At 44.4% G+C, this 16,671-nt stretch carries 16 protein-coding genes and 1 riboswitch; all 16 genes read right to left on the reverse strand.

Annotated features, from left to right (window positions below; translation table 11 throughout):
- Positions 1–32 precede the first annotated feature (32 nt).
- The gene (gene cobA / locus ACP69X_RS06610; RefSeq protein ID WP_073979475.1) at positions 33–788 is read right to left on the reverse strand and encodes a uroporphyrinogen-III C-methyltransferase; all 756 of its coding nucleotides are present in this window, start codon (positions 786–788) and stop codon (positions 33–35) included.
- A 29-nt stretch (positions 789–817) separates the two neighbouring features.
- Positions 818–1,411 carry an adenylyl-sulfate kinase gene (gene cysC, locus ACP69X_RS06615; RefSeq protein WP_269103618.1) on the reverse strand — a complete coding sequence of 198 codons (594 nt, stop codon included), beginning with the start codon at positions 1,409–1,411 and terminating at the stop codon, positions 818–820.
- Between the two features lie 14 nt (positions 1,412–1,425).
- Positions 1,426–2,562 (reverse strand): sulfate adenylyltransferase, encoded by a 1,137-nt coding sequence (gene sat / locus ACP69X_RS06620; RefSeq protein WP_075611371.1) that lies wholly within the window; start codon positions 2,560–2,562, stop codon positions 1,426–1,428.
- Positions 2,563–2,619: 57 nt separating this feature from the next.
- Positions 2,620–3,684, reverse strand: coding sequence for an inorganic phosphate transporter (locus tag ACP69X_RS06625; protein WP_041084900.1), 1,065 nt, complete (start codon positions 3,682–3,684; stop codon positions 2,620–2,622).
- 13 nt (positions 3,685–3,697) lie between these two features.
- Positions 3,698–4,399: a phosphoadenylyl-sulfate reductase gene (locus ACP69X_RS06630; RefSeq protein WP_041084902.1), complete on the reverse strand. Its 702-nt coding sequence runs from the start codon at positions 4,397–4,399 to the stop codon at positions 3,698–3,700.
- A 45-nt stretch (positions 4,400–4,444) separates the two neighbouring features.
- Positions 4,445–4,549, reverse strand: coding sequence for a DUF2292 domain-containing protein (locus ACP69X_RS06635; RefSeq protein ID WP_370333184.1), 105 nt, complete (start codon positions 4,547–4,549; stop codon positions 4,445–4,447).
- A 116-nt stretch (positions 4,550–4,665) separates the two neighbouring features.
- Positions 4,666–4,768, reverse strand: a riboswitch (SAM riboswitch).
- Positions 4,769–4,931: 163 nt separating this feature from the next.
- Complete coding sequence (gene pyrE / locus ACP69X_RS06640) at positions 4,932–5,570, reverse strand: orotate phosphoribosyltransferase (protein ID WP_039178408.1); 639 nt, start codon at positions 5,568–5,570, stop codon at positions 4,932–4,934.
- A gap of 7 nt (positions 5,571–5,577) precedes the next feature.
- The gene (gene pyrF, locus ACP69X_RS06645) at positions 5,578–6,282 is read right to left on the reverse strand and encodes an orotidine-5'-phosphate decarboxylase (RefSeq protein ID WP_041084905.1); all 705 of its coding nucleotides are present in this window, start codon (positions 6,280–6,282) and stop codon (positions 5,578–5,580) included.
- Positions 6,254–7,186: a dihydroorotate dehydrogenase gene (locus ACP69X_RS06650; protein WP_269103622.1), complete on the reverse strand. Its 933-nt coding sequence runs from the start codon at positions 7,184–7,186 to the stop codon at positions 6,254–6,256. Before ACP69X_RS06650 ends, pyrF begins: the two co-directional genes overlap by 29 nt.
- Positions 7,180–7,956: a dihydroorotate dehydrogenase electron transfer subunit gene (locus ACP69X_RS06655; RefSeq protein ID WP_218677151.1), complete on the reverse strand. Its 777-nt coding sequence runs from the start codon at positions 7,954–7,956 to the stop codon at positions 7,180–7,182. Before ACP69X_RS06655 ends, ACP69X_RS06650 begins: the two co-directional genes overlap by 7 nt.
- On the reverse strand, positions 7,953–11,168 hold the full coding sequence (gene carB, locus ACP69X_RS06660) for a carbamoyl-phosphate synthase (glutamine-hydrolyzing) large subunit (RefSeq protein WP_269103623.1): 3,216 nt from the start codon (positions 11,166–11,168) through the stop codon (positions 7,953–7,955). Before carB ends, ACP69X_RS06655 begins: the two co-directional genes overlap by 4 nt.
- Positions 11,153–12,247: a carbamoyl phosphate synthase small subunit gene (locus ACP69X_RS06665; RefSeq protein ID WP_024424230.1), complete on the reverse strand. Its 1,095-nt coding sequence runs from the start codon at positions 12,245–12,247 to the stop codon at positions 11,153–11,155. The genes carB and ACP69X_RS06665 overlap by 16 nt, the downstream gene beginning before the upstream one ends.
- Positions 12,244–13,530 (reverse strand): dihydroorotase, encoded by a 1,287-nt coding sequence (locus ACP69X_RS06670; RefSeq protein ID WP_041084910.1) that lies wholly within the window; start codon positions 13,528–13,530, stop codon positions 12,244–12,246. Before ACP69X_RS06670 ends, ACP69X_RS06665 begins: the two co-directional genes overlap by 4 nt.
- Positions 13,514–14,437 carry an aspartate carbamoyltransferase catalytic subunit gene (locus tag ACP69X_RS06675; protein WP_426052536.1) on the reverse strand — a complete coding sequence of 308 codons (924 nt, stop codon included), beginning with the start codon at positions 14,435–14,437 and terminating at the stop codon, positions 13,514–13,516. The genes ACP69X_RS06670 and ACP69X_RS06675 overlap by 17 nt, the downstream gene beginning before the upstream one ends.
- 130 nt (positions 14,438–14,567) lie before the next feature.
- Positions 14,568–15,896 (reverse strand): solute carrier family 23 protein, encoded by a 1,329-nt coding sequence (locus tag ACP69X_RS06680; protein ID WP_269103627.1) that lies wholly within the window; start codon positions 15,894–15,896, stop codon positions 14,568–14,570.
- Positions 15,897–16,051: 155 nt separating this feature from the next.
- Positions 16,052–16,594 carry a bifunctional pyr operon transcriptional regulator/uracil phosphoribosyltransferase PyrR gene (pyrR, locus tag ACP69X_RS06685; protein ID WP_073979467.1) on the reverse strand — a complete coding sequence of 181 codons (543 nt, stop codon included), beginning with the start codon at positions 16,592–16,594 and terminating at the stop codon, positions 16,052–16,054.
- Between the last annotated feature and the right edge of the window lie 77 nt (positions 16,595–16,671).

Consider the following 16,671-nt stretch of genomic DNA (forward strand, 5'->3'; position numbering starts at 1 on the left):
CGATGTATGCACGTGTCTTTTCTCTATCATTCTCATTTCTCGATTAATGCGGGTTCAAACCAGTTCAGCTTTTGATGAAAATGAACGACATCTCCAACAACAATTAAACTTGGATGCTCGATCCCTTCTTTTTCAACGGTTTCAGACAATGTCGCCACCGTGCAGCAAGTTGTCTTTTGCCTCGTTGTGGTTCCCCAGTGTATAAATGCAGCGGGAGTTTCAGGGTCCCGTCCATTTTTCAAAAGCAGGCGCTGCACCCTTTCCACGTTTTTGACACCCATGTAAATCACAAGAGTATCAATTCCTGTAGCCAGCGCCTCCCACTTTTCTTCAAAATGTTCATCCTTTTGATAGTGACCCGTGACAAAAGCAACATTTGAGCTGAATTCACGATGTGTCACAGGGATGCCCGCATAAGCAGCCGCTGCAATTCCAGAAGTAATTCCCGGGACGACCTCATACGGAATTCCGTGCTCAGCTAAGCATTCGATTTCTTCACCGCCACGTCCAAAGACAAAGGGGTCTCCGCCTTTCAGCCGAACGACAATACTCCCTTCCTTTGCATGAGCCACAAGCGCTTCATTGATGGCTTCCTGTCTCATTGTATGATGATTTGGCAGCTTGCCGCAATAAATCAATTCCGCATCTGGTTTGGCGTGGGCGAGAATGTCTTGATTGACAAGACGATCATATAAGATGACATCTGCCTGCTGTATTGCCTTATGGGCCTTTAATGTAATTAAATCTGGATCCCCGGGTCCAGCACCCACAATGTATACTTTCCCCATCTTGCTTTTCTCCCCCTGCCATCAGGCGATTATTTCGTTGTTCCTTTTACATAATCAACAAGACGCTGTTTTGATTCCTCACGGGATAATTCACCTGTATCTAATACGAGCTCAGGCGCAGCGGGCTCTTCATACGGTGAATCAATTCCAGTAAAAAATGGAATTTCGCCGTTTCTCGCCTTTTTATATAACCCTTTTGGATCACGCTCTTCACACACGTTCAGATCACATTTGACAAACACTTCGTGAAATTCCCCATCTTCGACTAACTGTCTGACAATATGGCGGTCTGCCTGAAATGGAGAAATAAAAGCAGTGATGACAATCGTTCCTTGCTCCACAAATAATTTCGCCACTTCTCCGATCCGGCGGATGTTTTCTTTTCTGTCATCATCTGAAAACCCTAGATCTTTATTGAGTCCGTGCCGCACGTTATCGCCGTCAAGAACTGTGACTTGGTAGCCTTGTTCAAACAGCTCTCTTGCAGCTGCATTTGCGATCGTTGATTTACCTGATCCGCTTAAACCTGTAAGCCAGATAATGCCGCTCGTATGATTGTTTTTCTGTTGATATTCTTTTTTCGTAATAGATGAATCATGCCACACGATATGTTCGTTGCTCATGTCATACCCTCCCATTAAGATACCGTCGTTTTTAATCCTTCGATTAATGTTTCAATGACTTCTTTTCGGCTGAATGTGCTTGGTGGTAATTCACCGTTTCTTAGCATCGTTCGAACTTTTGTACCTGAAAGAATGACATGCTCGCTTTTGTCGTGAGGACACGTTTTTGGTGTGGCCATCGATTCACATGTATTACAGTAGAAGCTGTGTTCAAATTTTAATGGAGTAATGCCGATTTCTTCGCTTGTAAATTGATCAAATAGTTCCTGCGCCTCGTATGTGCCGTAATAGTCACCAACACCTGCATGATCTCTTCCGACAATAAAATGGGTGCAGCCATAATTTTTCCGAACAAGCGCGTGAAATATCGCTTCCTTTGGTCCAGCATAACGCATTGCAGCAGGAAAAACACCTAAAAAGACGCGGTCTTTTGGATAATAACCATTCAATAACACTTGATAGCTTTTCATTCTCACATCTGCCGGGATGTCGTCAGATTTTGTTTCACCGACAAGCGGATTTAAAAATAAACCATCGACCGTTTCTAATGCTGTTTTTTGAATATATTCATGTGCACGATGAACCGGGTTTCTCGTTTGGAAACCAACAATGGTTTTCCAGCCGTTTTCTTTAAAATGACGTCTTGTTTCTTCTGGCTCATACGTAAATTGAGGGAATGGTTTTTCACTGCGTTTCGTCAGTGTAATTTTCCCGCCAATATAAGTATCGCCGCGTTCAAATAATTTTTTCACACCTGGATGATTGCGGTCATCAGTTTTATAGATATTCACCGCTTCTTTTTCCTTATCTGGTGTGTATTGATCCTCTACTTCAATGACCCCATATACAGTTCCATTATAGGATAAGCGTACGATATCGCCTTGATGGATTTCCGCCGCCTTTTCTTTTGTCACTGGCAGTGTAATAGGAAGAGACCAAACGACACCACTTGCTAGCCGCATACTGCTCACAACTGCTTCATAATCAGCTTTTGTTAAAAACCCTTCAATTGGACTATATCCGCCAATTGCAATGAGTTCAAGGTCTGCAAAGGAGATTGCATCTAGTTCAATTTCCTTTGCAGCTGTGCTGAGATCATATTCTTCGTTTACTCGATTAATTAATACGCCACCATGTGGTGTTAAACTCATTTGTTCATCTTCCTCTCAATGTTCTTATTTATTAGATGTTAATAGTCGGATTTGTGATTAAATCCCGCCGCCCTGTTCATGAATAGAGCTGCTCTCATTTTTGACTGCCTTCATCAGACTCAGCGCACCAAGTGAGGCAAGCAGTACACTCATCATGATAAAGATAGAGTAATAGTCTCCTTTTAAGAAAAGGCTCACCAGCAAATACGATAGGCTGAGTGATAAGAAGGGTGACACCACCCACACTTTCAGCATTTTTTTCACAACATGTTTGTGAAAAATGTTAGGCCCGCCTTTTGCCATTCCAAGTCCGATAATAGACGAGGAGGTGATTTGCGTAAGCGGAACGGGCAGACCAAAAATAGAGCTGACGATGACAAGCCCGGCACCGGTACTCGAAAGTAAAATCCCTTCGCCTGTTTGATAGCGGGTAATTTTCTTTCCGTTTGTTTCCAGCACTCTTCTGCCTAGCAAGAGGGCCCCTGCTGCGACGAAAATTCCACCGTAAAGTGTTCCCTGCCCAACTGACAAAACGCCTGAAGCGACGAGCGGGCCGACCGCATTTGCCACATTGTTCATCCCGGCTGAAAATGCTTCTAAAAATCCGCTGAGGATTAAGACGACAGATAAAATAACTGTGCTTTTTTTAGACAACTTTCGTTTAGGGAACATTCTGATGATTTTGACGACAGCAAAGGTAAAAAGAAAGGCGAAAAGCGGGATGATGACCCAAAATGCCACAATCACTAAAATGGATTTCACAAACAGTACTTTATACGCGACTGCCACACCAACCACAGCCCCTACTGTGACCTCACTTGTTGATAAAGGAATCGCTATCAGATTCGCTATGAAAAGTGATAGTGCAGCAGAACCAATGATAATACAAACGATTTCAAGTGTAATGACTGATTCTGGCATAATACCAGAGCTGATCGTTTTGACGACCTCACCGCCGCCAATCACTGAACCTGCTAAAATCCCAACTGCACAAAAACTGAGTGCATAAATGGGCTTTTGAATGGCACCTGATCCATACGCAATGCCCATAGAAGCAGCTGCTCCGCTTGCGCCTATGTTTAAAGCAAAGAATAGACTAAATAAAATTGCGGCGATTTCCATACATTATGCTCCCTTACTCATGTAATCCGCACTCTGTCTTTGCTGTGCCTGACCATCTGCCAGAACGCAGATCATCTGCAGTAAATGCTGGTTGTGTACACGGTGCACAGCCGATACTTGGATATCCTTGGTCATGCAGCGGATTATAAGCAAGTTCCTCTCTAGATGCATATCTCCATATGTCCTTCCACGTCCAATGGATGAGCGGACATACTTTTACTGATTTGAATTTTTCATCCTTATTTAAGAAATTCGTCCCTGCTCGTTTTGGTGACTGCTCTCTTCTTAAACCTGAAAGCCATGCTGGATAACCAGAGAGGGCTTCTTGCAACGGAATGACCTTACGCATATGGCAGCAGCTTTGGGGATTTGTTTTCCATAATTGATCACCGTGCTGCTCATTTTGCTGTTCAACCGTCAGCTCAGGCGTTTTCAGTTCAATGTCTAAACCTGGGTATCTTTCCTTTACCGCATCAATTGTGTCGTATGTTTCTTTAAAATGCAGACCTGTATCTAAAAAGACAATTTTCGCATCTTTTTTTACTTTTGCAATCAGATCAATTAGAACGATGCCCTCAATCCCAAAGCTGCACGCATATACGAGCTGGTCACCATAATGACCGTACGCCCATTTCAGTACAGACAGGGCTCCTTTATACAAATCATCCTCTTGAAATGTAATGGACGGCTCTTGCCAATTTTCATAAGTTAACATGATTTCTCCCCTTCCGGAGTACCGCTCATATTGCTATTTTCCGCACTACTTTAATCTAATTTTTTCGTTTTTTTCCACCTGAATCACTTGACCGTCCTGAACAATTAACATAATTGAACCGAATTTCATATCCCCAATCAGTTCTTGCATATGCTTTACTAAGTCCTCATCCTGATTTTGTTTCACTTCCATCTCCTCTTCCCCCTCACCGTTAAAATAAAAAAACTTTCTTTCAGTCCGAAAGAAAGATGAGGAAGCTCACGATTTCCTTATCTTTCAAAATAGAATCATTTTGCAGGAAGTAGCACCTTGCGAATCGCAGGTTGCCGGGTTTCATCGGGCCAGTCCCTCCACCTCTCTGGATAAGAGTTTCAATTTGTCTTAAATATTAACACAATTCAAACAAAAGTCAACCCGACTTTGTTGATAGGATTAGTTTTTATTAAAATTTGAGTCTATTTTACTATTTTTACCCAAATAACAAAAGCCGTGCGGGCAGGCACAGCTTTTGTTAACGATGAGCTTTCACTTTTCAGACCGTTTCTTCCATCCAAGATTCAGAGGAAGGATCTTGCCTCCAGCGTTTTAGTTTGTTCATCGCAGCAGGCTCAATCGCTTTCAGTTCAAGTGCCACGTCTGTCAATGTGTCATAGTCTGTTAGGGTGACATATGGAATATTTTTTTCTTGAAATGCTGCCGCTGCTTTTGGCAGTCCGTATGTGAAGATCGCGGCAACTCCTAGTACCTCGCAGCCCTCATCTTGAAGAGCAGCGACCACTTCAAGCACACTGCCTCCTGTGGAAATCAGGTCTTCGACGACGACAACCTTTTGTCCTTTAGATACGGCCCCTTCAATTTGATTTCCTTTTCCGTGTGCTTTCGGCTTACTTCTAACATAACACATAGGAATATTCAAGCGGTCTGCTGCTAATGCCGCATGAGGAATGCCTGCTGTTGCAGTACCCGCGACAACCTCTGCTCCCTTGAAATGAGTGAGAATCAAATCTTTTAGACCTTCAGCAATGTCGTGTCTCACTTCTGGATATGACAATGTCAGGCGGTTATCACAATAGATCGGTGATTTTATACCGCTCGCCCATGTAAACGGTTCGTCTGGTTTTAATGAGACCGCTTTGATTTGTAATAGATGTTTCGCGATTTTTGATTTCATCTGGCAGTCACTCCCACTCTTTCAAAATTTGATGATAGGCTTCTATTGGTTTATCAGCTTTTGTGATTGATCTTCCGACAACGATTTGTGAAACACCTTGCTCCTTTGCATAGGCAGGTGTCGCCACGCGCTGTTGGTCATCGGTTTGATCATTCGACATGCGAATTCCTGGCGTTACAGTGAGAAAGGATGGTGAAATATGTTCATGAAGTGCTTTAGATTCATGAACAGAGCAAACAACCCCGTCCAGCCCACTTTCATATGCTAATTGTCCGTACCGGATAACAGTCTCTTGCAGCGGACGGTCAATGAGTAATTCGTTTCTCATCATGTCTTCTGACGTACTAGTCAGCTGGGTCACTGCAATAATGCCCGGGCGATTTTGCCCGGCAGGGGTCCCGCTTTCAAGCCCCTCTACGGCAGCCTGCATCATTTTTTTCCCGCCGGCTGCATGCACATTCACCAAATCAACACCAAGTGTAGCAAGCCGGTTCATCGCTTTTTGCACGGTTGTTGGAATATCATGAAGCTTCAGATCAAGGAAAATACGGCAATTTTTTTCTTTTAGTGCGTCAATGATGGCAGGACCTTCTTGGTAAAACAGCTCCATGCCAACCTTTACGAATAATGGAGTGCCTTCAAAACGATCTAAAAAGGCGTGGGCCTCCTGTCCTGATGGAAAATCAAGCGCGATGATGGGCAAGTGCTTCATGTTTCCAGCTCCTTCCGATGCATTCCTCTACAGATGAATAACCATATGCTGCTAACACATTTGGCAGCTCTTCAATGATTTCCGGGCAAATAAATGGATTTACAAAATTGGCTGTGCCGACAGCTACTGCACTTGCACCTGCTAGTAAAAATTCAAGTACATCTTCAGCACTTTGCACCCCGCCCATCCCGATAATCGGAATAGAAACCGCTTGACTCACCTCATGTACCATGCGCACAGCGACAGGTTTGACAGCTGGTCCTGATAATCCACCTGTTTTATTGGCAAGGATGGGTTTCCCCGTTTTTAAATCTAAACGCATACCGATTAATGTGTTAATCATGGTGAGTCCATCCGCTCCAGCAGCTTCAATCGCTTGAGCAATATCCACAACATTGGCTACGTTAGGTGACAGCTTGACATAGACAGGTACGGAAGAGACTTCCTTGACCGCTTTTGTCAATGACGCCGCCATATTTGGATCTGTACCAAAGGCAATCCCGCCTGTTTTCACATTTGGGCAAGAAATATTCAGTTCAAGGGCATGAACATTTTTTGCTTGGCTGATTTGCTTGGCTACTTCCACATAATCATCAACCTGTGAGCCAGCAACATTCGCAATAATAGGCGTATCAAATTGCTCAAGCCAAGGCAGCTCATTTTCAAGCACGCCTTTTAGACCTGGGTTTTGAAGGCCGATTGCATTGAGCATACCGGCTCCTGTCTCGGCTACCCTTGGAGTCGGATTGCCAAATCTCGGTTCAAGGGTTGTGGCTTTGATCATGATACCGCCCAGCAATGATAGGTCATATAAGGATGCAAATTCTCTCCCGAATCCAAAGCAGCCTGATGCAGGGATAATTGGATTTTTTAAAGATAATCCGGGTAACTCAACGTTTAGCATGACAATGCCACCTCCTCTGCTTTAAAAACAGGTCCATCAAGACACACTTTGACGTAAGGTTTGTCGAGCTGATCGGTGTGACAGACACATGCAAAGCAGGCACCAATTCCGCAGCCCATTCGTTCTTCCATCGAAATGTAGACGGGCTTATCAGGATACGTGTCTTTCAGCGCTTTTAGCATAGGTGTTGGACCGCAGGAAAGCAGCACATCAAAGCTCAGGTTTTGCTCTTTTATCACATCTGTTACAAAGCCTTTAGCACCGTATGTGCCATCAACCGTTGCAATAAACGTATCGCCGAGTGCTTGAAATTTCTCCTCGTAAAATACATCCTTTTTCGATTGAAAGCCGAGGACATGCTTCACGATGACGCCTTTTTTCGTTAAACGCTTGGACAGTTCATATAGAGGCGGTACGCCAATTCCGCCGCCGACTAGTAAAGCCGTCTCTCCGGGCTGGACGACTGAAGGATCGTACCCGTTTCCAAGCGGACCTAATACATCGACTGATTCTCCCTCCCGCTTTTGGGAGAGGAGCTTTGTGCCGTCTCCCTCTGCGCGGTAAATGATGGTTGCTTCTTTTTGCTCGGCATGAATGTTGGCAATACTGATCGGTCTTCTCAGCAGCGGTGTCATGGATTCACTGACCTTTAGATGAAGAAATTGTCCAGCCGTTTGAAAGGAGTTCACAAGGTCACCTTTTAATGTCATTTCGTAAATATGATCAGCGATCTCTCGGTTCGAGACGACCGTCAAGTATGCTTTTTTCATATCGTTACTGTCACCTCAGCATTCGTTTTCACTTCTGGCATTTCATCCGCTCTAAATGTCATGCTCTCAAGCACTCTTAAAATGGCTTCTGCAGTATCTAGGGACGTTAAGCAGGCCACTCCGTTTTCAACAGATTCACGTCTAATTCTAAAGCCGTCTCTTGCCGGCTGTTTTCCTTTTGTTAAGGTGTTGATGACAAATTGCGCTTCCCCGTTTCGAATGACATCGAGAAGATTTTTGCCTTCCTCTCCGATTTTGCCGACCACACTTGATGGAATGGAGGCTTGTTTTAAATAATTCGCCGTTCCTTCCGTTGCTAAAATATGATAGCCGATAGAATGGAATCTTCTTGCGATCTCAAGTCCTTCTTCTTTATCCTTATCAGCGACTGTCAGAAGTACTGTTCCGTCATTAGGAATTTGAATGCCTGACGCAATCAATCCTTTATATAGGGCTTTTTCGATCGTGACATCTTTCCCCATGACTTCACCTGTTGATTTCATTTCAGGTCCAAGTGTAATATCGACTCTTCTTAATTTAGCAAAAGAGAAGACTGGGACTTTAACGTACACTCCTTCTTGCTCTGTGTGAAGCCCTTCTTCGTAGCCATAATTTTTGAGCTTCTCTCCTAAGATGACTTTTGTCGCAAGGTTGGCCATCGGGATGCCTGTAATTTTACTTAAGAAAGGAACCGTCCGGCTTGATCGCGGGTTCACTTCAAGTACATACACTTCGCCTTTTGATAGGACAAATTGGATGTTCAAAAGCCCAATAATGTTGAGTCCTTTTGCAAGCTTGATCGTGTATTCTGCGATCTTCGCTTTGATGTCCTCAGACAATGTTTGCGGCGGATAGACCGCAATCGAGTCACCAGAGTGAACTCCGGCTCTTTCAATGTGTTCCATAATGCCTGGGATCACGACAGTTTCGCCATCAGACACGGCATCTACTTCAATTTCTTTTCCTGTCAAATACTTGTCAATTAACACTGGATGCTGCGGATTGACCTTCACCGCATTCTCCATGTAGTGAAGAAGCTCAGCTTCTTGATACACAATTTCCATCGCGCGGCCGCCTAATACATAGGAAGGACGGACAAGGACTGGGTAGCCAATTTGATTGGCAATCGCTACTGCTTCAGGCACAGATGTTGCTGTTTTCCCTTTAGGCTGGGGCACGCCGAGTGTTTCTAACGTTTGTTCAAACTTGTCCCGGTTTTCTGCGCGGTCTAGGTCTTCTAGAGAAGTTCCAAGAATTTTAACCCCTCTATTTGATAATTCATCTGCTAAGTTGATCGCTGTTTGCCCGCCGAACTGAACGACAACCCCTTCAGGCTGTTCAAGGTCGATGATATGCATCACATCTTCTACAGTAAGTGGTTCAAAGTAGAGCTTATCTGAAATACTAAAGTCTGTTGAGACCGTTTCAGGGTTGTTGTTAATAATGATCGCTTCATAGCCTGCTTGTTTAATTGCCCACACAGAGTGAACGGTCGCATAATCAAATTCAACCCCTTGTCCAATTCGGATAGGACCTGAACCTAATACGATAACGCTTTTCTTGTCTGTACGTTCTGATTCATTTTCATCTTCATACGTGCTGTAGAAATAAGGTGTCTCTGATTCAAATTCTGCCGCACATGTATCCACCATCTTGTATACAGGTACAATGCCTGCTTCTTGTCTTAGCTTGTAGACATCCGCTTCGTTCATATTCCACTCGCGGCTAATGTAGATATCTGAGAAGCCTTTTTCTTTCGCTTCTTTTAATACGTCTGTATTGCCTTTGTTTTCTTTTAATGTCTTCTCAAAGGCGATGATGCCTTCCAGTTTATGAAGGAAGAAGTAATCAATTTTTGAGAATTCGTGTATTTGTTCGACTGTATAGCCTCTTCTGAGCGCCTCAGCGATATAAAATAATCGTTCGTCTCCCGCTTTAATAATCCGTTTTTCAAGCACTTCATTTGTGATGTCTGCTTCATCTTTTAATTCAATGTGATGCACATCGGCTTCAAGTGAACGTACAGCCTTTAGAAGAGACTCTTCTAATGTGCGGCCGATCGCCATGACTTCACCAGTTGCCTTCATTTGCGTACCAAGACGTCTGTTGGCAGATTCAAATTTATCGAACGGCCATCGCGGTATTTTTGAAACGATATAGTCAAGTGCCGGCTCGAAGGCTGCATAGGTTTTACCTGTGACTGGGTTCATCATTTCATCAAGCGTTAACCCGACTGCAATTTTCGCTGCCAATTTGGCAATTGGATAGCCTGTCGCTTTTGACGCAAGCGCAGAGGAACGGCTCACACGCGGGTTTACTTCGATGATATAGTATTGAAAGCTGTTTGGATCAAGTGCCAGCTGAACGTTACAGCCGCCTTCTATGCCAAGTGCGCGGATCAGCTTAAGCGACACATTGCGAAGCAGCTGATATTCACGATCACTTAACGTTTGGCTTGGTGCTACAACAATACTGTCACCTGTATGGATACCGACAGGGTCAAAGTTTTCCATGTTACAAACAACGATTGCATGGTCACCGCTGTCTCGCATGACTTCATATTCAATTTCTTTAAAGCCTGCAATGCTTTTTTCAAGTAAGCATTGTGTAACTGGGCTTAGCTTCAGGCCGTTTTCAACGATTTCCTTCAGTTCTTGCTCGTTTGTACAAATTCCGCCGCCCGTTCCACCTAATGTATAGGCTGGTCTGACGATGACAGGGAAACCGATTTGATCCGTAAACGCCATTGCTTCTTCCAGGTTATGAATGATTTCACTTTCTGGTACAGGCTCATTTAGTTCATTCATCAAATTACGGAATAAATCTCTATCCTCTGCTTTTTGGATGGCTGACAGCTTTGTACCGAGTACTTCAACGCCGCATTCAGCTAATACACCAAGCTCTGACAATTCAACAGCAAGGTTTAATCCAGTTTGCCCGCCAAGTGTTGGCAAGATCGCATCAGGGCGTTCTTTTCGAATGATTCGTGTTAAAAATTCTGGTGTCAGTGGTTCGATGTATACCTTGTCGGCCATTTCTGTATCTGTCATGATGGTCGCAGGGTTAGAGTTCACAAGAACGACTTCATAGCCCTCTTCTTTTAGTGCTAAGCAAGCCTGTGTACCTGCATAGTCAAACTCCGCTGCCTGACCGATGATGATAGGACCTGATCCGATTACTAAAATCTTTTTGATGTCTACGCGTTTTGGCATACTTCTTCCCCTTCTTTCTCAGTCGTATGAATCATTTCCATGAACTGGTCAAATAAGTAGTTTGCATCTTCTGGACCCGGTGATGCTTCTGGGTGGTACTGAACAGTGAATGCTGGTGCTTCTTTATGTTTTAATCCTTCAATCGTATTGTCGTTTAGGGCAATATGTGTGACTTCGAGCACGTCTTCGTTAATACTGCTAACCGTGTAGCCATGGTTTTGAGACGTCAGTGTTACCTTGCCAGTTGCTAGTTCTTTCACCGGATGGTTTGATCCTCTGTGACCAAATTTCATTTTTTCTGTACTTGCACCGCACGCTAGAGCAAATAATTGATGTCCGAGGCAAATACCAAAGAGCGGCACCTTTCCAATCAATTGCTGAATCATCTCAACGGCTTCTGGTACATCCACAGGATCTCCAGGTCCGTTTGAAAGCATGATGCCATCAGGCTTTAGCTGCAGCACTTCATCTGCAGTGATGTTGTATGGCACCACAATGACGTCGCAATCACGTTTATTGAGCTCGCGCAAAATGCCGTGCTTCATGCCGAAATCGACAAGGACAATTCTTTTTCCTCTGCCTGGGCTTGGGTACGCATTTTTCACAGATACTTGACTCACCTGATCAGTTGGCAGCTGCAATGTTTGAAGGCGGCGCACAACGTCTTCCACTTGTTCATCAGGTCCTGCAAACGCCCCTCTTAAAGTCCCTGCACTTCGAATCATTCTAGTCAGCTTCCGTGTATCGATTCCGCTCAGCCCCGGAATGTTTTTCATTTTTAAATATTCATCGAGTGAGTATGAAGAGCGCCAGTTTGAGGGCTTTTCACAAAGCTCTTTCACAATCAGCCCTTTCACAAACGGTGTGATCGATTCAAAATCATCACGGTTAATGCCGTAGTTGCCGATAAGCGGGTAAGTGAGTGTGACAATTTGTCCGCAGTATGATGGATCAGATAAAATTTCTTGATAGCCTGTCATCCCTGTATTAAAGACGACTTCTCCCACTGATGGTTCTAAGCTGCCAAAGCCTGTTCCTTCGAATACTGTTCCGTTTTCTAGCACTAAGCGTCTCTTCATTTTACTAGTCTCCCCTCTTCATAAACGACTTTCCCAGATGCAAGTGTCATGACCGGCCATCCTGATACAGTCAATTTGTCAAACGGTGTATTTTGTCCTTTAGATAAGAAGCTTGTTTTATCGATTGCCATTTCTTTGTTTAAATCAATGAGTGTAATATCAGCTATGTGTCCTTCTTCAAGCTTTCCGTATGGAAGGGAAAAGGCTTCTGCTGGTTTGATTGTCATATAATCAACGAGTTCTTTTAATGTCCATTCGCCTGTTTTGACAAATCGTGTATACAGAAGCGGGAACGCTGTTTCAAGTCCCACAATTCCAAACGGGGCACGCTGCATGGTTTCGTTCTTTTCTTCTTCTGTATGCGGCGCATGGTCTGTTGCGATGAAATCAATCGTTCCATCTAACAGTCCCTCGATCAATGCCTCGCGATCCTCTTTTCCTCTGAGCGGCGGGTTCATTTTATAATTTGTATCAAGACCTGGAATGTCCGTATCACACAACAGCAGGTGATGCGGTGACACCTCAGCCGTCACACGGATACCTGCTTTTTTTGCATCGCGTACGACCCGCACAGATTCTTTCGTACTGATATGACATACATGATAATGACAGTTCGCTGCTTCTGCTAAAAGAACATCTCTTGCAATATGCACCGATTCACAAATGGACGGTATTCCGTTTAATCCATTTGCTTTTGAAAATTCTCCTTCATGAACGCACCCGCCGTAAATGAGCGAGTTATCTTCGCAGTGCGCCACAATCGCTTGATCAAGACTTGCTGCCTGTTTCATCGCTTCGTACATCATGCCTGCTGTTTGGATACCGACACCGTCATCTGTAAAAGCAAAGGCGCCTGCTTCTTTTAGTGCTGCAAAATCCGTCATCTCTTCCCCAATTTGTCTCGTTGTGATGGAGGCGTATGGCAGCACTCTAACAGATGAGATTTCTTCGATTCGATTCATGAGCCATTCCATTTGCTCTTTTGTATCTGGAACTGGACGTGTATTCGGCATCGCTGCAATCGTCGTATATCCGCCTCTTGCGGCTGCTTTAGAGCCTGTTTCAATTGTTTCCTTTTTCTCTCCGCCTGGCTCTCTTAAATGCACATGCAGATCGATCAAGCCTGGTGACACAAATAGCCCTGCTGCATCAATAACCTCTTCTCCGTCTTCTCTTTCTAGGTGACCAATCGCTTGAATCACTTTTCCTTTTACCCTAATATCCTGCTGCACTCTTTCACCTGTGCTTGTTAAGATAAAACCGTTTTTAATGAGATATGACATAGACAGAATCTCTCCCTTTTTGATGTAGTGTGCTATTTTGAAAAGCTCTTTTTAATACGGCCATTCGGATATAAACACCATTTTCCATTTGCTTGAAAATCCTTGACTGCTTGGACTCTACTAATGAATCATCTATTTCAACACCTCTGTTTACTGGGGCTGGATGCATAATAATCGCGCGTTCTTTCATCTTGTTGGCTCTATCTACTGATAATCCATAAGTTGATAAGTAATCTTCACTGCCCATTTTTTCAGCGTGCCGTTCATGCTGGATTCTGAGCAGCATCACCACATCAGATTGTGCGATGGCTTCATCTACTTGGACGTACGTTCCGTGAGGGTTTTGTTCATCCTGGAAGGAAGCAGGTCCTGAAAAGAGGACTGTCGCTCCCAGCCTTGAGAGAACCTCAGCATTTGACCTTGCTACCCTGCTATGTTTGATGTCTCCATGAATCGAAATCGTTAAGCCTTCAAAACCGCCAAACTCTTCAAAGATGGTCATGAGGTCAAGCAGTGATTGGGTTGGATGCTGTCCGCAGCCATCTCCTGCATTGATGATAGGAATTCCAACCTTCCCGATCAGCTCGTTATAATATTCATCGGTGCTGTCTCTGATCACACATGCCTTTACTCCGATCGATTCCAGTGTTTTTACCGTATCGTAAAGTGTTTCGCCCTTTTGAACGGAGGTGCTTGCTGCATCTAAGCTCAGGACATTCATCCCTAATTTCTTCTCGGCTACTTCGAAGCTAAAACGTGTTCTTGTGCTAGGCTCAAAGAAGAGGTTTGCCACAAATTCTCCGGCTAATCCATGTTCTTGTTTCCCCTTTTTGAGTGCAGCTGCTTCTTCAATCAGCTGTAAAATCTCATCTTTTGATAAGCTGCTCATTGTCGATAAATCATTCATTTTTTCTTCCCCCTCTAGTTTTTCATCACTTTCAGGTTCAAAAAAACCCTAAGCATCGGCAGCTTAGGGTTCTCCAAAAGAAGCAGCGGCACTTTCGTGCATTCTGCTCCATTTAGAACCCTTGTCAGCCTCACTGGACTTCTTTTAAAAGGTTTTCTGTATTTGATTCATTTGACTCGTCATCTTCCGCTTTTTGATGCGGCAGGATCAGGTTTAACAGGACACCCGTAATCGCAGCAAGTGCCATTCCAGATAGGGTGAGATTGATTTGTTTCACCTGAATGAATGCCCCGCCAATTCCGATGACTAGGATGACTGATGCGATAATGAGATTACGCTTTTCTTCAAAATTCACTTTATGATCAATCAGGATTCTCAGGCCGCTTGAGGCAATGATTCCAAAGAGCAGGAACGAAACGCCTCCCATCACCGCGGACGGCACTGTACTGATTAATGCTGAAATTTTCCCTACAAAACCGAAGCAGATTGCAAACACTGCTGCTCCGCCGATGACGAAGATACTGAACACTCTTGTGATGGCAAGTACGCCAATGTTCTCTCCATAAGTTGTTGTTGGTGGTCCGCCAATAAGTGAAGCGAAGATGGTCGCCGCACTGTCTCCTAAAATGGAGCGGTGAAGACCTGGTTTTTTAATAAAATCTTGTCCTACGACCTTACTTAACACCACTTGATGACCGATATGCTCAGACATTGTGACAAAGGCAACCGGCACCATCACTGTGAGAATGCTTAAGGTCACAGCAGGTGTATAGTCGACAAATGGTACGACGAAGTCTGGTACGGCAAACCATTTTGCGTCAATGACCGGCTGGAAGTTCACAATGCCTTGTGTTAAGGCAAAGAGATAGCCGCTGATAATGCCGATTAATACTGGGATTAAGCTAAGGAATCCTCTTAGGAAAATCATACTGATAATCGTGACAGCCAGTGTGAAGCCAGCGACCATTAAGTGCTTAAGGCTGTAAACAAGCTCGGTTGCATTCGGATCAACATACATCGCCATGTTGACTGCTGTTCCAGCGAGTCCAAGTCCAATGACCATAATGACTGGTCCTACGACGACCGGCGGCAGAAGCTTCATCAGCCAGCCTGTGCCGAGCCATTTAATGAACAGGGCAATGAGCGCATAAGCGACACCCGCCATGAAGGCGCCAACCATTGCGGCTCCGGGGCCGCCCGTTGCTTTCACATTCAGTATGGGGGCGATGAAGGCAAAGGACGATCCAAGATACGCCGGAATTTGTCCTCTTGTGATGATTAAGTAAACAATTGTTCCCACACCGCTTGAGATGAGCGCGACGGCTGGACTCATATCAATGATTTTTGGTACAAGAATGGTTGCACCAAACATCGCAAACAAATGCTGCAGGCTAAGTGATAGCCATGTGAATGGTTTTGGGATATCTCGAATGCCTAAATTGGCTTTTTGCTGACTCATGATTTTCCTCCTAGATGTGTCCTTTTTCATTAAAAAAGCCTCTTTGCGAGTATGCGCAAAGAGGCCTAGAAAAACCGGACACGTCATGTTAGCCGTGTGCTCGGTGTCTCTGTTTTTGCCCTCTTTGCAAACTCTCTGGAATGCATTTAAAAAGGTTATTTTTCATATATAGCGACAAGGTCGTTTTGATCTACTTCATTCAGTTGAACCATAACGGTCTCTGCTTTTGATGTCGGAATGTTTTTCCCGATATAATCCGCTCGAATCGGCAGCTCCCGGTGTCCCCGGTCGACGAGCACAGCCAGCTGAATGGAAGAAGGTCTTCCTACATCCACAAGGGCATCCATAGCTGCTCTGACGGTTCTGCCTGTAAACAGGACATCGTCAACGACAATGAGAGTTTTGTCATTAATGTCAGCTGGTATGTCTGCACCCTTTACAAGCGGTTCTTGGTTGTCTGTCTTTTTTGTCAGGTCATCACGGTATAGCGTAATATCAAGTTCACCCACAGTGACTGGATTTCCCTCAATTTGCTCGATGCGCTCTGCAAGGCGCTTTGCAAGATGTATGCCTCTTGTCTTGATCCCGGCAAGTATGACATCCTTCATCCCTTTGTTGCGCTCAATCATTTCATGTGCAATTCGGGTAAGCGCTCGTCTGATCGCTTGTTCATCAAGAATGACTGCTTTTTGTTCCATCTTTTACACCTCTTTTTGACAAATAAAAAGCCCCTTCTGCAAAGGGCAGAGAGGGGCGTTCATTTGTGCATACTCGT

The sequence above is a fragment of the Bacillus sp. DC4300-2b2 genome, assembly GCF_049895685.1.
GTDB lineage: Bacteria > Bacillota > Bacilli > Bacillales > Bacillaceae > Bacillus > Bacillus safensis.